This is a genomic window from Chryseobacterium glaciei, from assembly GCF_001648155.1.
In the GTDB taxonomy this organism is placed as follows: domain Bacteria; phylum Bacteroidota; class Bacteroidia; order Flavobacteriales; family Weeksellaceae; genus Chryseobacterium; species Chryseobacterium glaciei.
In genome coordinates this window covers 1,219,314-1,242,059 of sequence record NZ_CP015199.1, presented here as the reverse complement: position 1 = coordinate 1,242,059, position 22,746 = coordinate 1,219,314, and the positions used below count along the sequence as shown (strand labels likewise).

Sequence of the window (22,746 nt, the reverse complement as noted above, 5' to 3'; positions counted from 1 at the left end):
TTGCAAATTTAGTGAAATTCTACCATTACCGCACCCGATTGATGATGAAGTATATCTTTATTGTAAAAATCGAGATTACTTTGGCTTTCCAAAACATCGAAAACCATTCTCTGCAGAATGCCATCACCAATTCCATGAACGATTTCCAATCTTTTTAAATTATTTTTTCTGCAAAAAGTAATGGTTTGTAATAGCTTTTCCTTTTGAATAAACAATCTTTCAAAACTATCATAATCATTAGGATTTTTAACTAAATTATGAAAATGTAAGTCTAAAACCAAAGCATTATTCTGATGTTTTTTTGAAATAATTTTCTTGGCTTCGGGTTTTCTTACAACTTTAATATTTTCATAAAGATCAGCATTTTTCGGAACTAATTTCTCTTGTGGATATTGATAAGTGAATCCATATTCATCTTTAAAAACCACAGTTTTTCCATGAACGGAAGTCACAATTCCACCTAAATCTTCGTCTACCACAGAAACTTTATCGCCTATCTTCATAATAATTTTTAAATACAAACACAAAAGACACAAATAATATCACGAATTTCAACAAATTTAAATAGTGAGATTTGTGAAAGTATTAGTGATATTCGTGTTTAAAAAATCAAGTTTTTGATCCCAATTCAATAACCTCCAAATCTTTTATTTCTTCACCATCGACCACAAAACGCATCATTGTTCTCATTTTATGCCAGCCTTGTTTTCCACAAGCTCCGGGATTAAGGTGAAGAAGATTATTTTTTTTGTCATACATCGCCTTTAAGATATGAGAATGCCCTGAAATAAATAATTTCGGAGCTTTTTCTGCAATTTCTTCTTTAGCTAAAGGTGTATACTTTCCGGGATAACCTCCGATATGGATCATTAAAACTTCCAGATTTTCACAAAAAAATCGGTTTACTTCAGGAAATTCAGAACGGATTTTAGCATTGTCAATATTTCCGTAAACGCCTTTTAAAGGTTTAATTTTTTCAAGTTCTTCAATGATTTCGAAACTGCCAAAATCCCCGCAATGCCAAATTTCGTCAGCTTGTCGGGCATATTCTAAAATTCGGTCATCAATGTAGGAATGAGAGTCGGAAAGGAGGAGAATCTTGGTCATTAAAACTTTTTTGCAAAGTTAGAAGATTTATTTTTTATTTAATCTGATGTTTCTTCTTATTACTAACTCATTTTCATTTACCGTTTTAATAATATTCCAGCCAGTTATGGCGGTAGAATAAGGGAATTTTATTTCTATCATTGTATCAGAAATTTTTTTCCAGGTTCCGACTGTTCTTTTAAATTTTATTTTACTTTACTTATATCTTCTCCTACTATACAGGTCATCGGTGTTAAATTTCCTATAATTTTTCCATTCTTCTTAAACTTAAAACTTATTCTTTTTTTATCAAGATGTTCTTGCTTTTCAAAGATATAGGTAATGGTATCTATTCTCTTTAATTTCCAATTTTGTAAAAGAAAAGGATTATCAACCTTACTTTGAGAGTTAATGAAAATAACAGTGAATAGTAATAATAAAATATAAACCGATTTTTTCATTTGAATTAAAAACATTTAAACCAAAATAAAGAAACTTTCATTGATTACAAAATTAGTATCATCCAATATTTACTAAATTTGAGAAAATTTTAAAATAATGAAGCATAACTTTTCTTTGTTCTTTATTTTTCTTTCTCTGATGTCTTTTGCGCAGGTTGAAGAAAAAAAACTGGACGAATTGATCCAGAATACCTTAAAAACCTTTGATGTTCCCGGAATGTCTGTCGGAGTTATTAAAGATGGTAAACTAATCTATTCAAAAGGGTTTGGGGTACGTTCTTTAACAACAAAACAGCCAATGGACGACAATACTTTGGTGGGAATTGCTTCCAATTCAAAAGGTTTTACGTGTACAGCATTAGCGATTTTGGCGGATGAAGGGAAACTGAGCTGGGACGATAAAGTTTCAAAATATATCCCAGAATTTCAAATGTATGATCCTTATGTTTCTCAAAATGTTACAATTAAGGATTTAGTGACGCACAGAGCTGGATTAGGGTTGGGGCAAGGTGATTTGATGTTTTTTCCTGAAGGCGGAAATTTAACGGTGAATGACATTGTTCATAACGTAAGATATCTTCAACCTGAAAACCCTTTCAGAACGACTTTAGATTATAATAATATCATGTTTATCGTTGCCGGAGAAGTGATTCACCGAGTTTCAGGATTAAGCTGGGCAGATTTTATCGAACAGAGAATTATGAAACCTATTGGCATGACTTCAAGTGTTGGAAGTTATAACAGAGCAAAAGCCGTAACCAATAAAATTGATGCTCACGCTCCTGTAGACGGAAAAGCGATCGCAGTTCCTCACGACTGGAACGAAACAGCCAACGCTGCAGGTGGAATTATGAGCAACATTAAGGACATGACGACTTGGGCAGAATTTTTATTAAATAATTTCACTACAAAAGACGGGAAAAAATTAGTTTCAGATAAAAATGTTCAACAGCTTTGGAGTTTACAGATTCCGGATAAAATAGCTCCGAAAAATCCTTATGATACAAGCTTTTACGGTTACGGAATGGGTTGGTTTTTAAGCGATGTTAAAGGTCATAAGCAAGTTCAACATACAGGTGGATTGATTGGAACGGTAACTCAATTTACTTTAATTCCAGATCTGAAACTAGGAATTGTAGTCTTGACTAATCAACAGTCTGGAGCGGCTTTCAATACAATAACCAATACGGTAAAAGATTCTTATTTAGGTGTTGCAGACCGAAATTGGCTTAAAACTTACGGTGAAAGAATGGCAAAAAATGAAGCCGTTTATGAAAAACAAAAGAAAGAAGCTTTTGCAAAATCTGAGTCATTTAAAAAAGATAAAAATCTTCAACCAAAAGCAGAGCAGTTTGTAGGAAGCTATAATGATGTTTGGTTTGGAGATGTAGAAATTTCTCAGCAAGGAAATAATTATAGAATTTCATGCAAAAATTCTCCTAGATTAAAAGGTGAACTGCTTCCATATTCAAATAATTCTTTTATTATAAAATGGGATGACAGAAGCTATGACGCTGATTCTTACATTATTTTTAATTATGATGAAAACGGAAAAGCGCAGTCTGCAAAGTTGAAACCTATTTCGGACGTTACCGATTTCAGCTTCGATTTTGAGGATCTGGATTTGAAGAGAAAATAAAAACAGAATATTTATTATCAATAAGAACGGACTTTAGTCCGTTTTTTTGTTTTGCAGCCTAATATTGGCTTTAGCCTAAACTTATTTTAACAATTTCAAATCCTGTTCAGTTCTTGTCAGTTCAGATTTTAAGTGCTGTTTTTCAAAGAATGTTTTTAATTCAAGCAATCGTTTCTTATTATCATATTTAATACTTGAATTCAGTTTTTGCTGGCAAAGCGAACAGGCTCTCGCGAAATGAGAATCGGTTTCAGGAAGATGATTTGTTCCATTCATGACACAATTGGCATTCAGACAATGGCTGATTCCAAACATATGCCCGATTTCATGGGAACTGATTTTCATAAGCCTTTCGAGACTTTTAATAAAATTTAATTCAGTTAAATTTCCATCAGCAAATCGGTACATTGAAGTAACGCCAACGCCATCTTGATAGGATGCCATTCCAAAAACATAGTTCCATTCAGCTTTCGGAAAAAGGTCTCTTTCTGTTATTCCCATGAATACAACTGCATCTTTTGGTTTTCTTTTAATTAAAATACTATCCAAAACATATCCTGCGAGAATTTGTTCTTGTCCATTTTTAAATATTCTTCTTACAGATTTTGGAAAAATAGTATTAGATAAGGTGGGTAAAACTTTGGTTTCAAGCTGAAAATAAATTTTTAGATATTCTTGAGTAAGTTGAATCTCTTTCTTCTGTAAATCGTTGAATTCTCCAATCGGTTGTAAATAAATAGTATTTTTTCCAGCTTCTGGTTTAATTTTTTCCATTTTCTGAAAATCACCAAAAGTTTGAAATTTTTCATTTCGATCATATCTCCATTCACCTTGTTGTGGAGCAGAAAGCCTCACATCATTTAATGAAATGGTTTCAAAATAAGTCTTTTCCTTCTTTTCACACGAAAAAAAGAATATTAAGATTGATAAGAAAAAGGTTTTAAAAATGAAATTAAATTTTCCCAGGTTCATAAAAAAATAATAATTTCTTATTCGCGCCATCGAATTCTGACCACGAATTGCAGTCGATTTCAAAACCTGCAACACCGCAAGTCGGAAAATGAAAAATATCGTCAGAAATGGAATTCGCAAAGTTAGAAATCCCATTATTATGTGAGAAAATTGCTACGGAATCATGATCGTTATTCAAGTCATAAATTACAGATTCAAAATTTCTTTCCGATGGATTATACAGTTTTTCATCAGTCATAATTTTGATCTGATAAGCTTGATTGAAAATTTTGCACGTATTCAAAGCACGAACCGCCGGGCTCGATACCAGATAATCGATCGAAACTTTATTTGATTTTAAAAATCTGGACATATTCATAGCATCCTCTAACCCTTTGTCTGCCAGAGGTCTGTCGAAATCCTCTGTGTCTTCAGGCCAGTCGCTTTTTGCATGTCTTACAAGGATGAGTTTCTTCATAATTTCGTTTTTGGAAGATTAAAATTATAAAAAAAATAATGGAATGAAACATGATTTATAAAAAAAACTACGTGATGAATAAAATCATTAAAATTTACTAAATTTGCAAACTTATGGGACAGATCCTTGCAATAGACTATGGAAAGGCTCGCTGCGGTATTGCGGCGACAGATGACATGCAGATCATTGCGAGTGGTCTAGACACTGTACAAACTCCAGTTTTAATGGAATTTTTAAAAAAATATTTCACTGAAAACAGAGTAGATGACATCGTTGTAGGGCTTCCTACAGATTTGAAAGGAAATATTTCCGAGATAGAAACTGATATTCTAAAATTTATAGAAAATTTTAAAAAAGAATTTTCAGATATACCCGTTCATCGTTTAGATGAAAGATTTACGTCCAAAATGGCTTCGTTTTTTATTTCTCAAAGTGGGAAAAGCAAAAAACAGAGACAGGAAAAAGGATTAATAGATAAAGTAAGTGCAACCATCATATTGCAGAATTTTTTAGAACAAAGAACAAGATGATTTTACCGATAAGAGCCTTTGGGGATCCTGTTTTGAGAAAAGTAGGCAAAGATATAGACAAGAATTATCCCGAATTACAAGAATTGATAGACAACATGTTTGACACGATGAACAGTGCAAATGGCATAGGATTGGCAGCACCGCAAATTGGTCTGGATATCCGTTTATTTATCATAGATGTTTCTCCATTAGCAGATGATGATGATTATGAGGATATTAAGGATGAATTGGTAAACTTTAAGAAAGTTTTCATCAATGCCAAAATTCTTGAAGAATCCGGAGAAGAATGGAAATTTAATGAAGGATGTCTTTCTATTCCGGACGTAAGAGAGGACGTTAAGAGAAAAAGTAATATCCTTATAGAATATTATGACGAAAATTTCGTTAAGCATACGGAAACTTTTTCCGATATTAGAGCCCGCGTAATTCAACATGAATATGATCATATTGAAGGAACGCTGTTTACCGACCATTTAAGCTCTTTGAAGAAGAAATTGGTAAAAGGTAAATTAACAAAGATTTCTCAGGGTGATGTAAGTATCAGCTATAAAATGAGATTTCCAAAATAGGTAGAGAATAATTAAGTAAAAAAATAATAAACTGCAAAAAGCTGCCACACCAAGCTTGTCGAAGTGTAAAAGCCGATTGCTACATTTAAAAAAAATAAAATTATGCTGTTAGAAAAAATAATTTCAATCTCTGGAAAACCAGGACTTTACAAATTAGTTTCTCAATTAAGAAACGGTTTTATTATTGAAGATGTTACTACAAAAAAGAAAGTAAGCATTGGAAACTCTAGTCAAGTAAGTTTGCTTGATAATATTGCGATGTTTACATTTGATAAGGAAGTTCCTTTGTTTGAAGTATTTGAAAATATTGCTAAAAACCAAGATTATAAAGAAACTATTTCTCACAAATCTACTGATGCTGAGTTGAAGGATTTCATGGGAGTATCTCTTCCTAACTACGATACAGAAAGAGTTTATGCTTCTGATATTAAGAAATTGGCTCAATGGTACAACATTTTACACAAAGCGGGATACATTACTCCTGAAAGTTTTGTAAAAGCTGAACCTGAAACTTTAGATCCTGTAACAGGTGAAGTAACTCTAACAGATAAGGAAGCTCCTAAAAAAGCAGCTCCAAAGGCTGATAAACCTGCAGCACCAAAAGCGAAAGCTTCTTCTGGAGCAAAAGCAGCTACAAAAAGTACACACAGAAAAATGGGGTAATTCATTCATTTGAATTAACCAATCCTGCAAGAGTAATGCAGGATTAACCAAATAAAGTTGATAAAAAAACAGTAAAGATTTTCAAGTCTTTACTGTTTTTTCTTTTTATAAATTCTTGACATTATGATTTTTGGTTGATACATTTATTCAGGAATTAAATTATTTAGTATTAAATTATTATATTTAGATGAAAATTTCGCTACTGTTTGGCATACTTTTAGAAAGCTACAAACCATTAAAATAAATTAAAATGAGTAAAAATTTATTAGCATTAATAGGCATATTCTTCGGTTTACTTATAAACGCGCAAAATATACGAAACGGGCAGTCTTTACAACAAGACAGAAAATATTGGTCGGACAATCAACAGTTTTATCTTCAATTTCAAAACGATGGAAATTTGGTTTTTTACAGAAGATCAGGCACTCCTGTGTGGGAGTCTAAAACGGCGAATAGAGGCAGTAGTGCAATATTTCAGGATGATGGTAATTTAGTGGTGTATGGTTTAAGAAACCGTGCTGTTTTTAGCACAAACACTGCTGACCGTGGTGGAAATAAACTTACTATTCAGGATGATGGAAATTTGGTGATTTATAACAATAATAATCCTTTGTGGGCATCTACAAATGGGGGAAATAATGGTTCAAGCGGACAAAGAAGTGGAAATATTAATTTAGGACATACATTCCGCTCAGGAAATAAAACTTATTCACCTAACTCAAGATATTATCTATCTTTCCAGGCAGACGGAAACTTAGTATTATCTAGAAGTAACGGTACACCAATTTGGTCATCCGATACCAATAATAAAGGTGGACGTGCTGAATTTCAAAATGATGGAAATCTTGTTGTTTATGATTCATACAGTAAAGCTGTTTGGAAATCAAATACAAGCAACACTGGAGCAAGCAGATTGAGTGTACAGGATGATGGAAATCTTGTGATTTATGACAGAAATAATAATGTTGTTTGGGCGTCAAGTTCTCAACAATAGATTAATTTACTTGAAAAAATAAAGAATCCGTCTCACAACGATAAAAAGTGGGACGGATTTTCTGTTTTTAATAATTTTTTTGAAATTTGTTAATTTTATTTTTACCATAATATTTTAGTTGCACATACTTAACTGCATTTTATACAAGTTTAAGAACAGTAGTTCAACGTAAATATTTACCTTAAATTTGTACTACTTTGAATTTTCAAACTATGAATACCAAACAGGAAAAACTAGAAGCCTTCGGAAGATTATTAGATATTATGGATGATCTGCGCGAAAAATGTCCGTGGGATCAGAAACAAACGTTAGAATCTCTTCGTCATTTGACTTTGGAAGAAACTTATGAGCTTTCGGATGCCATTTTGCAGGGCGATTTGCAGGAGATAAAGAAAGAATTGGGTGATGTGCTGCTTCATCTTGTTTTCTATTCGAAAATAGGGTCTGAAAAAGAAAGTTTCGATATTGCTGATGTGATTAATTCTTTAAATGAAAAATTAATTTTCCGTCACCCTCATATTTACGGTGATGTAGAAGTGAAAGATGAAGAAGAAGTAAAACAGAATTGGGAAAAATTAAAATTAAAAGAAGGAAATAAGTCTATTCTTGGCGGGGTTCCGAAAAGTCTACCGAGCTTGGTAAAAGCGTACAGAATTCAGGACAAGGTAAAAGGAATCGGTTTTGAATTTCATGATGCCGAAGATGCATGGAAAAAAGTAGATGAAGAAATTCAGGAATTTCATGCTGAAACTGATTTGAATAAAAAAGAATTAGAATTGGGCGATGTATTTTTCTCACTAATCAATTATGCGCGAATTTCGGGAATTAATCCGGATTCAGCGTTGGAAAGGACCAATCTGAAATTTATCTCAAGATTTCAAAAAATGGAAACTATTGCTTTAGAGAAAAATGTAAAGCTTGAAGATATGTCTCTGGAAGATATGGACGTTCTGTGGGAAGAAGCTAAACTATTAAATAAAAACTAATGAAAATGTATATGTTTTGTGCGATAAGTTCGCTTTTGCTTGTTGGTTGCAATCCGAAAAACCAAACCGATCAGCCGAAAGAAGATACTTTAAAAGTAGAATTTTCTTTACCTAAAAAATTAAAGGAAGTTTCCGGAATTGCTTTGTCTCAGGATAAAAAGACGATCTGGGCAATAGAAGATCAAGGGAATAAAAATGTTGTTTACGGATTAGATACTCAAGGTAACTTGGTTGCCGATGTGTTGGTTGAAAATGCCGAAAACAATGACTGGGAAGACATTACGAAAGATTCTCAAGGCAATATTTACATCGGAAATTTTGGAAATAATGACAATAACAGACAAAATCTTTCCATCTTAAAATTAGATTTAAAAGATGCTTCCCAAAAAACAGCAAAGGCTGTTCAGACAACGAATTTCCATTATGAAGGACAAACAGAATTTCCTCCAAAAAAATCAAATTGGTTATATGATTGTGAAGCTTTCGTAGAAATGGACGGAAATTTTTATCTGTTCACGAAAAACAGGAGCAAAGGTTTTGACGGAACTTTCTTAGTTTTCCAAGTTCCTAATAAAGAAGGTGACTTTGAAGCAAAATTAATAGGGAAACTGAAGCTCCAAGGAGGTTACAGCGACGCTGCGATTACTTCAGCAACGATCAACAGTACAAAAGATAAAATTGTATTATTGACACATAAAAATATTCATGTACTTTCCGGATTTACGGCGAATAATTTTAATTCAGCTAAAATTCAGAAAATACCTTTAAATCATAATTCCCAAAAAGAAGCAATTGTTTTTGTTGATGATAAAACATTATTGATCGCCGATGAAAAGGATAAAAAGACAGGAGGGAATGTTTATAAGTTCTCTTTTTAATTGAAAACAAAAATCCGCAGAAATTATCTGCGGATTTTTTTATTATTTATCAAGGAAATTAAAACGTCATTCCCACACCTCCGGAAATTCTTCCGCCATCCGAACCATAGAAATAATTCAACCTTGCGGAGAACATTTCTACAACGCTGATCCAGAATCCAACTCCGGCAGATTGATGCCATTTGTTAGAATATTCATTATCATTCCAAACCCTTCCGATGTCGTAACCAACCAAAACTCCCATGTTTGCAGGGATAATCGTATTTCTTATTCTACCGAAATCCCAACGAATCTCTGAATTGTTAGTAAAATAAGATCTTCCTGAGAATCTGTCGTTTCTGAAAGCTCTCATTCCATTACTTCCCCCGATGGCTGCAGCTTGGTAAAATTCAAAATTATTATTGTTGATCCACATTACGTTACTCGAATTGGCAAAGACGAAAATTCCTCTTTTATCAAGCCTGTGATCGATTGCTAAAGTTCCTGTTAGGGTTAAAAAGTTTTTATCGAAATTTGAAAGATTGGTTTTCCAATCAGCGTTCACAACGAATTCTAGACCTAGGGTCGGGAAAGCATTATTATCTAAATTTTTAAAACTAAAAGTATAGTTTGCCCCCGCAAATTGCTGACTTGTAAAAACTTCAGGTCTTACATCAGGCGATTGGTCTACAAAACGGTCATTATTGCTCTGCACTTTATTATTCTCAAAAGTAAGCTGAAATTTATTTTCAAGATTCATCCAGCTTTTCTTAGAAATAGACGGCGCAAAATTTATTTTTGAAATTCTCGCTCTGTTGTATTCTCTTTCTACATTTTCTTTGTCATATTCATTTTCATTAGACAAACCGAAGAAGTTTTCTGAAAATCTTGGAGTCGTAAATGAAGCATCCAAATTAAAATCCCAATCAGAAATTGCTTTCTTGAAAATTCCTTTATAAACTAAATTAAATCCACCCGTTGCAGTATAAAAATTAGCTTTTAAACTATGTTTTTGAGTATAAGGATCGCGGATGAAATTATTGACTGTATAATTTGCCAAAACACCGATGATTAAGCCGTCATCAGGGTTGTAATCAGCATTCGGATAACCAGCTACGAAATTATATTTCGGGTGTTTATAATTGTAGGTGTTAACATCATAATCATCAGAAATATGCTTTGTTCCTGAGCCTGTATAAGTGTTTTTCTGAGATTTAAAATCATAGATTTTCACTTTACTTCCGTTGGCCACATTGTAAACATCATGATTGTAACCTCCGATCAGTCTAATATTTATTTTTGGTCTTCCGTCTCCGGAAACTTCATAAATATCATCATCTTCCAAACCGTAAATCCAAAGTTCTTTTGTTTTAGAATCACTGTAAGTTTTTTCAAATACCAGCTCGGGATTTTCTTTGTTTTTATCTAATTTATATTGCTTTACTTCAACAGAATTTCCAGTTTTTGTGATCACAAATTTATCGGGATTCACGGTTCCTGCTAACGGAACTTTTTCCTGTAAAACATCAAAATATCTGGTTGCGTAATCCTGTAATTTGGTTTTTCTTAATTTTAATTTTCGTTGAATATCAGCAATCGTTTTATCTTTTACTTCTTTCGGAATATTATTAAAAGCTTCATCAATATCTTTATCAGTCAGATGTTCCTGAATGTATTTTGCCTGCGCGATCCAGTCTTCCTCAGTAGAACCTTTTAAAAAGACCAAGTCTAGCGGATAAGGCTCCATATTCATCCATTTTACATTTTTAATATCATCTTTAAATGTTTTCATGTGACGAATTGCAGGAACATTCATAATGATCTTAAAAGCCGCTCCGTCATATTTACTGAAAGCCTGATCTCTGTCTCTCGCAATCGGTTTGTAAATCACTTTGTCGCCATCCGAATATTCTGCCCATTTCCATTGGTCTGAATGCCTGTCCCAATCGCCGATCAGCATGTCAAAAATTCTTGCTCTGATGTAAGATTCCTGATCTACCGAATATTTATAATTTTTCGTGAAATTTTTCAAAACATCATCTGTAGAAAGAATATCTTTTGCGTTGTCAAGAGACTGTAAAGTTTTTGGATCTGATGAAAAACGTTCTTCAATCATATACATTTCATCTCCGTAATTTATATTGAATTCACCTAAACCTTGTTGCTTGGGAATATAAAATAATCTCGGGTTGCTATGAAAAATATTAATCTTATCAGCCATATTTCCAACAGAAAATGGTGTAAAAGGATGATTGGTAGTATAAAAATCCAGTAAGAATTTCTCTGGGAAAGTATTGTTTAATTCATTTCCGAAAGTACTTTTCTTAAAAGCCATATTGTTCAGGAAACGAACGGCACTTTTCTTAACACCTCTCATAACGAATTCCTGTCCGTCTTTAGCTTTTAATCTCAAACTGTTGGATTGATTTCCTCCGCCTTCTCTAAAAGGAGTATAACCTCCATCCAGTTCAGAAATATTGGCTGTTTGAGCTTCAATGGGCATTCCGTAATAATTTCTGTAATGCGTGCCCCAAAGCCAAGTGTAAAATTTTCCTTTTTCGGTTAATTTTTTAGGATAAATTGTAGATGAAACGGAAGCCGGAAAAGAAGTAGGATAATTGTTTACAAACACATCTGGTTTTGAAACAACCGAAATATGACTAAGCTTTTTAAATTTATTATCTTTTGTTGAAAAAAATTCTACATCAGAACTTTGATCTTTTCTCATATTTAAAACAGCAAAACCATTTCCTCCATATGAAAAATCACTTTTTTCAGCAATCGTTGCAGGATCGGTCTTTGAACCGGCTCCGCTGATGATTTGTCGGATATTTCTCTGCTCGTGATATTGTAAATTATGATCGTGTCCTGAAACAAAGATCACATTTTCTTTTTCCTGAACAATGCTTTTCAATCTATTTGCAAGATCTGCATAATGTTGATTATTAATATCTTCTAAACTTGCGCCTGAAGAACTTCTCAACACATTAACCAAACTTGCCACTCCAGGAACCGGAACTTTACTTTTTAAAGGAAAAAGATGAGATTTTGGAGAAGTATAGCCTGCATGAGTTCCGCTGCTGATGATTGGATGATGAAGCGCAACAATTATTCTCTTGTCCTGATTTTTATTAACTAAATCTTTAAATTCATCGAAAAGATCTTCGCGGGTTTTGATGTTGCAATTTTTATTGATTCCCGGATATTTGTCCCAATTGACCAACGCCCATTCTGTATCAATTACAATTAGTTTAATATCTTTAGTAAGGTTGATATCATCAATCGGGCAGGAGTTTTTGGGTAAAAAAGATTTCTTATCATTTAAATATGATTTAACGAAATCTTCCTGAGCTTGTAATCCGTCCAGACCATGATACCAATCGTGATTTCCGGGGATAACTAATGTTTTTCCTTTGAAGTTTTTCGTGATTGCAAGCTGATTTTCCAGCTTTTGTTTTGCAAGAACATAATCTTTATCAGATTCTTTCGGCATTCCTGAAGGGTAAATATTATCACCTAGGAAAATCAACATTGATTTTTCATCTGCAGAGTCTAATTTATTTTTAAGCAGATTCAACGTATTCTGAGCCTGAATTTCGTCTGCATTTCCTGCGTCACCGATTAAGAATATTTTAAAGTCATTTTCAGATTTTATATCAGAATTTTTAACTTCAAATAAGTTTTTACCTTTTTTTACGTTATATGTTGCGCAGGAATAAACAAGTCCTGTGAACAATAATAGTCTGAGGATAATCGGAATTTTTTTTAGATGATTTTTCAAGGATAAATTCATAAATTTACAATAACAAAAATTCAGGAATGAGCATTTTACACAAAGCCAAAGATTATGTTGAAATCTTATTCAAAGATAAGTTATCTTCGGTATATTTTTATCATAATTTTATTCATACCACATATACGGTAAACAAAGCTGAAGAAATTATGAAAAATACACCTGTATCCAATGAGGATCAGGAAAAAGTATTGTTAGCGCTTTGGTTTCATGATACGGGCTACATTGAGTGCGCTCAGAATCATGAAGAAAAAGGAGTAGAGATCCTGAAAGATTTTCTACAAAAAGAAAATTATTCGGAAAATTATATTGAAGATGTTTCTAAGCTGATTTTAGCGACTAAAATTACGTACGAACCTCAAAATCTTTTAGAAAAAATAGCTAAAGACGCAGATTGTAGTCATTTTGCAAGTCATGATTATAATGATATTTCTGATTCTTTGAGAAAAGAGTGGGAGTTGACCAACGTAAGATGTTTTTCAAACGACGAATGGAATGAGGGAAATCTGGATATGCTTAAAAATAAGCACCAATATTACACCGATTATGCCAAAGAAAACTGGAATCCTTTGAAAAAGAAAAACATCAAAAAGATCGAGAAAAAATTAGAAAAAGAAGATGATAAAAAAGATAATTCCGACAGCAAAAAAGAACCAAAAGAGCCAAAATCTGACAGAAGTGTTGATACTTTGTTCAGAGTAACATTGAATAATCACACAAGATTAAGCGATATTGCCGACAGCAAAGCGAATATTTTACTTTCTGTAAATGCGATCATTATTTCGGTTTGTCTTTCTGTTTTGGTTCCTAAACTGGATACTCCGAAAAACTCACATCTTATTATTCCGAGCTTTGTTTTGCTTTTATCGAGTGTTTTGACGATCATTTTTGCTATTTTATCTACAAAACCGAACGTTACCAAGACCAATTTTAGCAATCAAGATGTTAAAGATAGAAAAGTGAATCTTTTATTCTTCGGAAATTTCCATCAAATGCTGTTTGGAGATTTTCATGATGCAATGAAAGACCTGATTCAAGACAGAGAGTATATCTACGATTCTATGGTGAAGGATTTGTATTATTTGGGGAAAGTTTTAGACAGAAAATATAAGCTTTTATCGATCACATATCAGATTTTTATGGCCGGAATTATTATTTCCGTTCTGTCTTTTGCGTATGCTTTTCTTTCGCTATAATTTTTAATTTAATATAAAAAAATGATTGTAAGACAGCGTACGAATTGGCTGAAAATGTTATTCATATGGAAAGGTTCTGTATTGAAGAAAATTATTGTCCAGCTTGTTCTTATTACGTTGTTTTCTTTCGCGGTTTACCTTTTTAAAGGAAAAATTTACGATTATAAAGTTCATCTTAATCCTACAATTTTTACATTGATAGGTTTAGCTTTAGCCATTTTTATGGGATTCTGTAATTCTGCAAGCTATGACCGTTATTGGGAAGGAAGGAAACTTTGGGGACTGTTGGTTATTGAAACTCGATCTCTTACAAGACAGATTTTTTCATTAATAAATAATAATTCTCCCGAAGCTAAAGAAGAAAAACGAAAAATTGTAAAAATAATTTCGGCATTTTGCTGGTCATTAAATTATCAATTAAGAGATAAATCCGACACTGAGCACCTTTTGCGATTGCTTTCTCCTGAGCAGGTTAAGCAATTGGAGGGGAAAAAATTCATTCCAAGTATTATATTGGGGTTTATTGCAGATTGGCTGAACGAGCAGAATAAAAAAGGAAATATCGACACGATTATTTTGACTTCATTGGATCATCAGTTGAATCAGTTTTCTAATATTTCCGGTGGTTGCGAGAGAATTTACAATACTCCTTTGCCTTTTGCTTACAGCGTTTTACTGCACAGAACCGTTTATTTATACTGTTTTTGGCTGCCTTTTGGATTGGTTGACAGCCTTGGCTGGATGATGCCTTTGATTGTGCTGTTGATAAGTTATACTTTTATTGCTTTAGATGCTATTATTCAGGAGATTGCAGAACCATTTGGTGAGGAAGAAAATGATCTTGCTTTGAACAGTATTTGCCGAACGATTGAGTTTTCTATTTTCGAACAGGCAGAAATTCCGCAAGGTGAATTGAAGAAACCGGATTCTTATTTTGTTGATTAAATTTGAACTAAAGATATTCTCAACGCCAATAATCCTGTAATTCCCTGCAAATCTTCAACCCTCAAAAATTCTACATCAGACTGAAGAATTCCTTTTTTCTGAAGTCTGGAAATATAATCCAAATATTCCTTTTGATTTTCCATTCCGAAATACACGATTGTGATTTTTCCGGGACAGGTAATTCTTTCCGTTGAATCTTTTATGTGGGCTTTATCAAGACGTTTTTTGATAATTTCATAGTACGAATTGTAAGCTCCGTCTACGTCAAAACGCTTTTCATCCATTCGGAAACGGATGTCTATTTTTTCGTTATAAACAAAAATCAATGAAGCAATATCTAAAGAAATCGGCAGATCTTTTTTGAAACTTTGAAAATCCTGCTCCATTTTGCAGACGGTTTTCAATTGCCAATATCTTAACTGATGAACGATTTTTGATGAATAATGAAGTTCTGGAGCAATATTATGACCTGTGAATAAATTATGCTCTATTCCGTCTGATTTAAATCTCTCATAATAATGTGGAAAGATCTGTTGGGCTTTTACCTGATTTTCATCCAATACATCAGCCAATTTTCGATTAACCAGAGTGATAGAATCATCTAAGCTTTTTCTATTCGCATAAAACAGATCACTTTGAGTGAAAACCTGTGTAAAATAATCTTTGATCTTTGTTTTGATTTCTCCACTTGCCTGTACTTCCAGTTTTCCCTGCAAATAAGGGTGTATTTCTTCTCTCAATAATCTTTGGAGACGTTGCTCTGTATCTGCTTTTATTTCGTTGTTTAATTCATTCTCAAATATATCCAAAGCCAATAAATATTTTTCAGAATCTGAGTTAATTAATGAAAAAATATCATGAAGACCGTCAATCTGCTGATTAAGATCCTCAAGCATTAAATTAAAACGTTTTTCCGAAGACGAACGGATATCCGAAAAACCAAAAAGTGGCGTAAGATTTTTAAATGAAATCTGTTTTAAAGTATATATTTTTTTACCTAAAGAAGCGTTGAAATATTTTTCTGCTTCATTTCTAAATTTCCATACAACACTGTCATGTATGGAGGTATATTCTCGCTGAATAATGGCTTCGATCTGATAATTTTTCTCAAAACTGAATCGGTTGATTGAAAAAAGAATCATGTCAGTAAAAAACTCGAGTTTTTTAAGTTTTAATCCGTTGAAACTATTAGCATGGGGAGAAGTAAATTCCATAATTGCTAATAATTCGTTATCTTTCATAATAGGAATTACCATGAAACTGTTGATGTTATTATCCTTTAAAATGTTGAAAGAAGCTATATTTTTTATTTCCTCATCCAACTTATCAACATTTGAAACAACGATTGCTTTAGAATTATGATTTAAATTATCAAACGTATTTTTCCTTGTTTCTTCATCAAAAGCATTAATCCAGAAATCTAAAATATGATTGGTAAAAACGTTTTCATAAATCGGAAGTTTTTCAAGGCTCTGATCTTTTTTATTGAAAAGCATTAACCCAAAATTAAGTTCCGGAACATCAAAATAGGATTTGAATATTTCGGTTAAATTTTCATCAGGATTCAAATTTTCAGGGTCGATCTGTATCATGCTTGATTTCAAATCTGACAATGCAACTTCCGAGGTACAATCTACAAGGGAAATAATGGTAAAACCTTTCAATAACCAAGATTGTGACGGAAAGTGTTTTTTCCAAAGTTTAAAATCATCAATATTCTCTAAAAGCATATCAATAACTTCATCTGTTGGTATAGTGGCCTTATCTGTAGGAAAAAGTTCGGTAAAATCAGAATTCACCGTAATTTTATAATGCTTCATGATTCCCAGTTTGTTGGGAATGTCATAATAAAACGGAAAAGTACTTTTTATATCTTTTTTGAAATAACTCTGTAAAATTAGACAGCAGCAAAATACATAAAACTCATCGTCATCGATATTTCTAAGCTCTATTTCAAAATCTTTTCCGGCGTCTTTAAGGATGTTTTTAAACCTTTCGGTATAATTAAAAGTGATATTTGAAAGCGGAATACTTGCCGCTTTTATTTCATTATTCGTTAAACCTGTCGGAAATAGGTCGGCCAATAAAAGCCTGATGAGATCTTCATGTTTGTCTAATAATGCAGTATCCTGAAAACCTTCTTTAAGTTCTTTAAAGTTTTTGGTTTTTTCAATTAAAGATTCAGCGTAATTAACACGGTATTCTAATCTGTCGTTATATCGAATATGCTCAAGAACATCCAAATATTTTTTGAATGATATAAAAACCTGAAATGGAGCATCTTTTTTGTAAAGATTTGACAAAAGTTGAAATTTAAAGTAAAGTTATGAAAAAAGCACAACTTGAAGGTTGTGCTTTTATATTTTTATGTTGATTCTTACAATCCGAACTGCTTTGCAAACAGATCCGGGAAGATTCCTAGCATAATAATTGAAGCGATAATGAAAACTGCAACAATATTATAAGTTAAGGTTACTTTTTCTGATGTTTTAAACGTTGTTTCTTTAAAGAAGAACATCGCAACAATTAGTCTTAGATAAAAAGCAATTGAAATTGCAGAACCTAAAACGGCTACCAATACTAAGAAAGCTGCTCCGTTCATCGCCTGAGAAAATAAAGAAAATTTACCCATGAAACCTGCTGTTAAAGGAACTCCAGCCATTGAAAGCAATGAGATTGCTGCAACTGTTGCCAACAAAGGCTCAGATTTTGCCAATCCTTTGAATGCTCCGAAAGAAGTTTCTCTCTTTAATTTTTCTACCCAGATCAAACACATAAATACACCTACTGTAGATAACGAATAAGCAAATAAATAAAATGCTAAGTTATACGTAGAAAGGCTCGTCATTCCGAAGAAAACCAAACCGATGTATCCTGCGTGAGAAACTGATGAATAGGCCAACATTCTCTTCGCATTAGTCTGTGCAAGACCCATTGCGTTGGCTAAGAATAAGGTGATGATTAGGAATACTCCGAATACATTGATCCAGTCATGAGTAACGCCTGCGAAACCAATCGTCATTAATCTGAATAACGCATAGAATCCTGAGATTTTCACAACACTTGCCATGAAAGCAGTAATCAATGATGGTGAACCTGAATAAACATCAGGACTCCACATGTGGAAAGGTGCTAATGCAACTTTAAAAGCCATTGCACAAAGCATTAATAGAACTCCCAAAATGAACATTACATTTTTAGGATTCTGAGTTCCAAAATCATGAATTTTATATAAATCGAAAGTTCCTGTACTTCCATAGATAAACGCAATACCAAACAAGAGGAATCCTGTTGCAAATGCACCCATTAGGAAATATTTGATAGAAGCTTCGTTTGATCTTAGATCAGTTTTGTTGGTACCTGCCATTACATATAAAGGAATGGAAAGAATTTCTACTCCTAAGAATAATGTTACTAAGTTTTGGAAACCGAAAAGGGTAATTCCTCCACAAAGAGCAAATAACATCAATGCATACAATTCTGACTGGTGGCTTCTGTGATTGCTGAATGCAAAACCTCCCAAAAAGAATAATAATAAAGTAGTTACAATTGATATTTTTGTAAATAAGGCAGTATTTGCAGTATAATCATACATGTGTCTGTACTTTTCGAAAAAAGCAAGTCCTGGCATGAAGCTTACATACAATGCGATGATTAATCCAAAAATCCCAATGTATCTTGCGAATTTTCCTTGTTCGAAAACTCCTGAAAATAACGCAACAATTGCCGTTAGGAAAACAATAATTAAAACACTCATAATATAGATTTGAGATTTGAGAACTGAAATTCAGAATAAAAATAGGTCCTAAATTTCATACTCTCTCTTAATTTTTTAATTTTTAAATCTTTTAATTTCTAATTAGCCATAGCTGTGTAGATAAACTTCACTGAGCTACTTACCATTGTAATTACCGGTTGTGGAAAAACACCTAGTAAGATCACGAAAACTGCGATACTTGCCAATACAGAAAATTCTACTGCAGATAGATCTTTTGCTGTGCTTAATACGGCATCATTCCCTTCTCCAAACATTGCTTTTCCGTAGAATCTCAATAAGTAAACAGCACAAAGAATTACCGTAAGACCAGCGATTACTGCTGCTAATCCGTTAAAATCATATACAGATTTCAACAAGATAAATTCTCCGATGAATCCGTTGGTTAATGGAACTCCCATTGAACCTAATACAATGATCAAGAATAATACAGCAAACTTCGGCGCCACTTTCGCTAAACCTCCCATTTGTCTGATGTCTCTTGATTTAAATCTTTTATATAAAATATCACAACAGTAGAATAAACCTACCACGTTGATACCGTGAGCAAAAGTTTGTACTAAAGCTCCTTCAGCACCTTCGATTGTGAATGATCCTCTTAAAGTAACTACTGCAGAAGCAAAGATACCTGCTACCATCAATCCAACGTGAGAGAAAGAAGAATATGCAATGATTCTCTTCATATCTGTCTGGATGATTGCAATTAATGCTCCGTGAACAATTCCTACGATTGCAAGAATGATTACAATTTGTCCTGAAATTCCTGCAATTGGAATTGGAGTAATTGGTAATAAGTAACGAAGAACTCCATAAACCGCCATCTTTAGCATAATACCAGATAACAACATCGATCCTTGAGTAGGAGAGTAGGTATAAGTATCAGGCTGCCATGTGTGGAAAGGGAATACCGGTAATTTCACTGCAAAAGCAAAGAAAATAAACCAGAAGACCACAGTCTGTTGAGTTTCGTTTAATGTAGCATTGTATAGATCTGTTAATGCAAATGATGCAGAATGATTGTAAACATAAATCAATCCTACCAACATGAATAAAGATCCAACGAATGTATAGACAAAGAATTTCGTAGTGAATTCCAATCTTTTATTTTCCTGCCCCCAAAGTCCGGCAATAAACCAAATTGGGATCAAAGTTACTTCCCAGAAAATGTAGAACAGTAAGCCGTCCAAAGAGGTGAAAACTCCAACCAATCCGAACTGCATAAGCAAGATCAAACCATAGAAAGAGTTTCTGTAACTCACATTTTCATTAAATGAAGATAAAATGATGATCGGTGTTAAGATGTTGGTCAATAATAAAAGCAGCAAGCTCATTCCGTCAATTCCGAAATGAAGAGAGCTTTTAATAAATTGTGACCAAGGATAATTGATCTCGTGCTGTAATACGCTGTCTACCGTTGGATTAAAATCGAAATCCGCTGCGATGTAAAACGTAATAAGCATTTGAACCAATGCAATTCCTAATGCCAAATATTTGCTGGATTTGTCTTTCCAGGCAAAAACCAGTCCCGAACCTACTAGAGGTAATAGTAATAATGTTAATAATAAACCAGACATTATTGTAATATAAAGTTAACAATCAGTATAATTCCCACAGCTAAAGACATGATAAGTATGTATGTCTCAACGTTTCCGTTTTGGATACGTTTCATAGATCTACCGCTGTCTTCAGCGCCTTCGCCCACAAAGTCAACGAAACGATCCAGTATTCCCTTATCAAACATCTTTCCTCCACGTCCTAATCCTTCAACAGTTTTTACAATTAATGCATTGTAAAGTTCGTCTACATATAGTTTTTTAGCAGAAAGCTTTTCCCATCCGGTGTAGTTCTCTTCAGCAAGAGCCATTTTCTTCTTATTTACATAAGTATTTTTCACAATAAACCAAACAGCGAAGAACATTAATACTGTTGCTCCAAGAAGGATCATTTCAGTATTAAAAGGAACTCCTGAAAGGGTATTTTCCATTTGTTTGAAACTTTCCTCGGTAAGAACAGGTTTAAGCCATTCCATTAGTTTAGCATAATGACCATGTCCGATGAAGTGAGGAAGGTTAATTAATCCACCCAATACAGAAAGAATAGCCAAGACGATCAATGGTAATGTCATGCTTGTCGGACTTTCATGTAAATGGTGTTTCTGATCTTCTGTACCTCTGAACTCTCCGTGGAAAGTCAGGTAATACAGTCTGAACATATAGGTTGCAGTGATTGCCGCTAAAATGAATAACATTACCCAGTAAATAGGGTTTTTAGCATAAGCAGCCACTAAAATTTCGTCTTTAGAAATCATCCCTGATAATAAAGGGAATCCTGAAATTGCCAATGTTCCGATAAGGAATGTAGCGTGAGTAATAGGAATGTACTTTTTAAGACCTCCCATGAAACGCATATCCTGCTCGTTGCTCATTGCGTGAATTACAGAACCTGCTCCTAAGAATAACAATGCTTTGAAGAAAGCGTGCGTCATTACGTGGAACATTGCTGTTGTGTAGGCTCCTAATCCTAAAGCAATGAACATAAATCCAAGTTGTGAAACTGTAGAATATGCCAATACTTTTTTGATATCGTTTTGACGAAGAGCATAGAAACCAGCTAAAGCAGCGGTTAAGAATCCTATTAATAAGATTCCGTCCTGAACGGTTGGTGCTAAAGTAAATAAGAAGTTTGATCTTACCACTAAATAAATACCTGCCGTAACCATCGTTGCCGCGTGGATCAATGCTGATACAGGAGTTGGTCCTGCCATCGCGTCCGGTAACCAAGTATATAAAGGAACCTGAGCCGATTTACCAGTTGCACCGATAAATAAACTCGCCGTAATAAAGATAATTACAGATCCGTCTAATTCAAATTTTCCTGCGTTTTGAGCTACTGTAAGATAATCTACCGCATTGGTTTGAGAAGCGATCATAAAGATACCGATCAATAATGCTAAGTCACCAATTCTGTTCATGATGAAAGCTTTTCTTGCCGCTTTACCATATTCTTCGTTGGTATACCAAAATCCGATCAATAAATAAGAACACAATCCTACACCTTCCCATCCGATGAATAAGATAAGGTAGTTGCTTCCCATTACTAATAATAACATTGAGAAGATAAATAGATTTAAATAAGTAAAAAACTTATAGAAACCTTTATCATGACTCATATATCCGATAGAGTACAGGTGAATCAAAGATCCGATTCCTGTGATGACCATAATCATCATTAATGATAATTGATCGATCTGGAAACCAAAATTGATCTGAATTCCATTTACTCTAAACCATTCAAAAGCTTTTACAATTACAGGCTGGCTTTCAGAATCGAAATTCATGAAAAGGCTTACTGCGATACAGAAAGATCCGAAAACAGCAATCGTAGCCAAACTTCCAACAACTATCTTTGGAAGATTTTTCCCGAATAAACCGTTAATAAGAAAACCTAAAAGTGGTAAAAGTACTATTGCATACACTAAATTTTCCATTCTTATCCTCTTAATTTATTAAATATACTTACATCCACAGAACGGGTATTTCTATATAGCATAGCAATAATTGCCAAACCTACTGCTACTTCCGCAGCAGCCACCACCATAATGAAGAAAACTAAAAGTTGTCCGTCGCCATTCCCTTTGTAGGCTGAAAATGCAGCTAATAAAAGGTTTGTAGAATTCAGCATAAGCTCAACACAACCCAAAATAACAATAGCGTTTTTTCTCAACAATACTCCCAATACTCCCAAACAGAACAATACTGAAGAAAGAATTATGAAATAATCTAGAGGGACGCTTTGTATAAATGTATTTACTTCTCCCATAATT

Annotated in this window: 20 protein-coding genes; 9 read left to right on the top strand and 11 right to left on the bottom strand. The window is 33.4% G+C overall.

Features of this window, described 5'->3' with window-relative positions:
• Positions 1-8: 8 nt before the first annotated feature.
• The 3 genes from A0O34_RS05480 to A0O34_RS05470 form a co-directional block, all read right to left on the bottom strand.
• Entirely contained in the window at positions 9-503 is a 495-nt protein-coding gene (locus A0O34_RS05480) for a Smr/MutS family protein (RefSeq protein WP_066752247.1), read from the bottom strand.
• A 106-nt stretch (positions 504-609) separates the two neighbouring features.
• Positions 610-1,107 carry a metallophosphoesterase family protein gene (locus A0O34_RS05475; protein WP_066752244.1) on the bottom strand — a complete coding sequence of 166 codons (498 nt, stop codon included), beginning with the start codon at positions 1,105-1,107 and terminating at the stop codon, positions 610-612.
• Positions 1,108-1,292: 185 nt separating this feature from the next.
• On the bottom strand, positions 1,293-1,547 hold the full coding sequence (locus tag A0O34_RS05470; protein ID WP_157885958.1) for a hypothetical protein: 255 nt from the start codon (positions 1,545-1,547) through the stop codon (positions 1,293-1,295).
• Between the two features lie 97 nt (positions 1,548-1,644).
• Between A0O34_RS05470 and A0O34_RS05465 the strand changes: the two genes are divergently transcribed.
• Positions 1,645-3,186, top strand: a complete 1,542-nt coding sequence (locus A0O34_RS05465) for a serine hydrolase (protein ID WP_066752238.1) — start codon at positions 1,645-1,647, stop codon at positions 3,184-3,186.
• 81 nt (positions 3,187-3,267) lie between these two features.
• On the opposite strand, the gene A0O34_RS05460 is transcribed toward A0O34_RS05465, so the two are convergent.
• Positions 3,268-4,158 carry an archaemetzincin gene (locus A0O34_RS05460; protein WP_066759520.1) on the bottom strand — a complete coding sequence of 297 codons (891 nt, stop codon included), beginning with the start codon at positions 4,156-4,158 and terminating at the stop codon, positions 3,268-3,270.
• Positions 4,139-4,615 (bottom strand): SixA phosphatase family protein, encoded by a 477-nt coding sequence (locus A0O34_RS05455; RefSeq protein WP_066752235.1) that lies wholly within the window; start codon positions 4,613-4,615, stop codon positions 4,139-4,141. Before A0O34_RS05455 ends, A0O34_RS05460 begins: the two co-directional genes overlap by 20 nt.
• Positions 4,616-4,728: 113 nt before the next feature.
• On the opposite strand from A0O34_RS05455, the gene ruvX reads away from it, so the two are divergent.
• The 6 genes from ruvX to A0O34_RS05425 all read left to right on the top strand — a co-directional run bounded on the left by ruvX (position 4,729) and on the right by A0O34_RS05425 (position 9,235).
• Positions 4,729-5,145 carry a Holliday junction resolvase RuvX gene (gene ruvX, locus A0O34_RS05450; RefSeq protein WP_066752233.1) on the top strand — a complete coding sequence of 139 codons (417 nt, stop codon included), beginning with the start codon at positions 4,729-4,731 and terminating at the stop codon, positions 5,143-5,145.
• Complete coding sequence (def, locus tag A0O34_RS05445) at positions 5,142-5,714, top strand: peptide deformylase (RefSeq protein ID WP_066752232.1); 573 nt, start codon at positions 5,142-5,144, stop codon at positions 5,712-5,714. Before ruvX ends, def begins: the two co-directional genes overlap by 4 nt.
• 102 nt (positions 5,715-5,816) lie before the next feature.
• Positions 5,817-6,377 carry a DUF5606 family protein gene (locus A0O34_RS05440; protein ID WP_066752230.1) on the top strand — a complete coding sequence of 187 codons (561 nt, stop codon included), beginning with the start codon at positions 5,817-5,819 and terminating at the stop codon, positions 6,375-6,377.
• Between the two features lie 250 nt (positions 6,378-6,627).
• Entirely contained in the window at positions 6,628-7,371 is a 744-nt protein-coding gene (locus tag A0O34_RS05435) for a hypothetical protein (RefSeq protein ID WP_066752228.1), read from the top strand.
• A gap of 212 nt (positions 7,372-7,583) precedes the next feature.
• The gene (gene mazG, locus A0O34_RS05430) at positions 7,584-8,357 is read left to right on the top strand and encodes a nucleoside triphosphate pyrophosphohydrolase (protein ID WP_066752225.1); all 774 of its coding nucleotides are present in this window, start codon (positions 7,584-7,586) and stop codon (positions 8,355-8,357) included.
• Positions 8,357-9,235 carry a hypothetical protein gene (locus A0O34_RS05425; protein ID WP_066752222.1) on the top strand — a complete coding sequence of 293 codons (879 nt, stop codon included), beginning with the start codon at positions 8,357-8,359 and terminating at the stop codon, positions 9,233-9,235. The genes mazG and A0O34_RS05425 overlap by 1 nt, the downstream gene beginning before the upstream one ends.
• A 58-nt stretch (positions 9,236-9,293) precedes the next feature.
• Here A0O34_RS05425 and A0O34_RS05420 read toward each other — a convergent pair whose 3' ends face one another.
• Positions 9,294-12,995, bottom strand: coding sequence for a metallophosphoesterase (locus tag A0O34_RS05420; protein ID WP_228394355.1), 3,702 nt, complete (start codon positions 12,993-12,995; stop codon positions 9,294-9,296).
• A 38-nt stretch (positions 12,996-13,033) separates the two neighbouring features.
• On the opposite strand from A0O34_RS05420, the gene A0O34_RS05415 reads away from it, so the two are divergent.
• Positions 13,034-14,203, top strand: a complete 1,170-nt coding sequence (locus A0O34_RS05415; RefSeq protein WP_066752215.1) for a Pycsar system effector family protein — start codon at positions 13,034-13,036, stop codon at positions 14,201-14,203.
• A 21-nt stretch (positions 14,204-14,224) separates the two neighbouring features.
• The gene (locus tag A0O34_RS05410; protein WP_066752212.1) at positions 14,225-15,148 is read left to right on the top strand and encodes a bestrophin family protein; all 924 of its coding nucleotides are present in this window, start codon (positions 14,225-14,227) and stop codon (positions 15,146-15,148) included.
• Here the strand turns inward: A0O34_RS05410 and A0O34_RS05405 are convergent.
• The 5 genes from A0O34_RS05405 to nuoK all read right to left on the bottom strand — a co-directional run bounded on the left by A0O34_RS05405 (position 15,145) and on the right by nuoK (position 22,742).
• Positions 15,145-17,451: a GAF domain-containing protein gene (locus A0O34_RS05405; RefSeq protein WP_066752210.1), complete on the bottom strand. Its 2,307-nt coding sequence runs from the start codon at positions 17,449-17,451 to the stop codon at positions 15,145-15,147. The genes A0O34_RS05410 and A0O34_RS05405 overlap by 4 nt on opposite strands.
• Positions 17,452-17,525: 74 nt before the next feature.
• Positions 17,526-18,905: an NADH-quinone oxidoreductase subunit N gene (locus A0O34_RS05400; RefSeq protein ID WP_066752206.1), complete on the bottom strand. Its 1,380-nt coding sequence runs from the start codon at positions 18,903-18,905 to the stop codon at positions 17,526-17,528.
• A 98-nt stretch (positions 18,906-19,003) separates the two neighbouring features.
• The gene (locus tag A0O34_RS05395; RefSeq protein WP_066752204.1) at positions 19,004-20,497 is read right to left on the bottom strand and encodes a complex I subunit 4 family protein; all 1,494 of its coding nucleotides are present in this window, start codon (positions 20,495-20,497) and stop codon (positions 19,004-19,006) included.
• Positions 20,497-22,410 carry an NADH-quinone oxidoreductase subunit L gene (gene nuoL, locus A0O34_RS05390; protein WP_066752199.1) on the bottom strand — a complete coding sequence of 638 codons (1,914 nt, stop codon included), beginning with the start codon at positions 22,408-22,410 and terminating at the stop codon, positions 20,497-20,499. The genes A0O34_RS05395 and nuoL overlap by 1 nt, the downstream gene beginning before the upstream one ends.
• A gap of 2 nt (positions 22,411-22,412) precedes the next feature.
• Positions 22,413-22,742 (bottom strand): NADH-quinone oxidoreductase subunit NuoK, encoded by a 330-nt coding sequence (gene nuoK, locus A0O34_RS05385; protein WP_054512965.1) that lies wholly within the window; start codon positions 22,740-22,742, stop codon positions 22,413-22,415.
• Positions 22,743-22,746: the final 4 nt, after the last annotated feature.

What these genes read in the sequence shown, in the direction of transcription:
- A0O34_RS05480 (WP_066752247.1), bottom strand. Translation starts at nt 503, where the DNA reads ATGAAGATAGGCGATAAAGTTTCTGTGGTAGACGAAGATTTAGGTGGA.
- A0O34_RS05475 (WP_066752244.1), bottom strand. Translation starts at nt 1,107, where the DNA reads ATGACCAAGATTCTCCTCCTTTCCGACTCTCATTCCTACATTGATGAC.
- A0O34_RS05470 (WP_157885958.1), bottom strand. Translation starts at nt 1,547, where the DNA reads ATGAAAAAATCGGTTTATATTTTATTATTACTATTCACTGTTATTTTC.
- A0O34_RS05465 (WP_066752238.1), top strand. Translation starts at nt 1,645, where the DNA reads ATGAAGCATAACTTTTCTTTGTTCTTTATTTTTCTTTCTCTGATGTCT.
- A0O34_RS05460 (WP_066759520.1), bottom strand. Translation starts at nt 4,158, where the DNA reads ATGAACCTGGGAAAATTTAATTTCATTTTTAAAACCTTTTTCTTATCA.
- A0O34_RS05455 (WP_066752235.1), bottom strand. Translation starts at nt 4,615, where the DNA reads ATGAAGAAACTCATCCTTGTAAGACATGCAAAAAGCGACTGGCCTGAA.
- ruvX (WP_066752233.1), top strand. Translation starts at nt 4,729, where the DNA reads ATGGGACAGATCCTTGCAATAGACTATGGAAAGGCTCGCTGCGGTATT.
- def (WP_066752232.1), top strand. Translation starts at nt 5,142, where the DNA reads ATGATTTTACCGATAAGAGCCTTTGGGGATCCTGTTTTGAGAAAAGTA.
- A0O34_RS05440 (WP_066752230.1), top strand. Translation starts at nt 5,817, where the DNA reads ATGCTGTTAGAAAAAATAATTTCAATCTCTGGAAAACCAGGACTTTAC.
- A0O34_RS05435 (WP_066752228.1), top strand. Translation starts at nt 6,628, where the DNA reads ATGAGTAAAAATTTATTAGCATTAATAGGCATATTCTTCGGTTTACTT.
- mazG (WP_066752225.1), top strand. Translation starts at nt 7,584, where the DNA reads ATGAATACCAAACAGGAAAAACTAGAAGCCTTCGGAAGATTATTAGAT.
- A0O34_RS05425 (WP_066752222.1), top strand. Translation starts at nt 8,357, where the DNA reads ATGAAAATGTATATGTTTTGTGCGATAAGTTCGCTTTTGCTTGTTGGT.
- A0O34_RS05415 (WP_066752215.1), top strand. Translation starts at nt 13,034, where the DNA reads ATGAGCATTTTACACAAAGCCAAAGATTATGTTGAAATCTTATTCAAA.
- A0O34_RS05410 (WP_066752212.1), top strand. Translation starts at nt 14,225, where the DNA reads ATGATTGTAAGACAGCGTACGAATTGGCTGAAAATGTTATTCATATGG.
- A0O34_RS05400 (WP_066752206.1), bottom strand. Translation starts at nt 18,905, where the DNA reads ATGAGTGTTTTAATTATTGTTTTCCTAACGGCAATTGTTGCGTTATTT.
- A0O34_RS05395 (WP_066752204.1), bottom strand. Translation starts at nt 20,497, where the DNA reads ATGTCTGGTTTATTATTAACATTATTACTATTACCTCTAGTAGGTTCG.
- nuoL (WP_066752199.1), bottom strand. Translation starts at nt 22,410, where the DNA reads ATGGAAAATTTAGTGTATGCAATAGTACTTTTACCACTTTTAGGTTTT.
- nuoK (WP_054512965.1), bottom strand. Translation starts at nt 22,742, where the DNA reads ATGGGAGAAGTAAATACATTTATACAAAGCGTCCCTCTAGATTATTTC.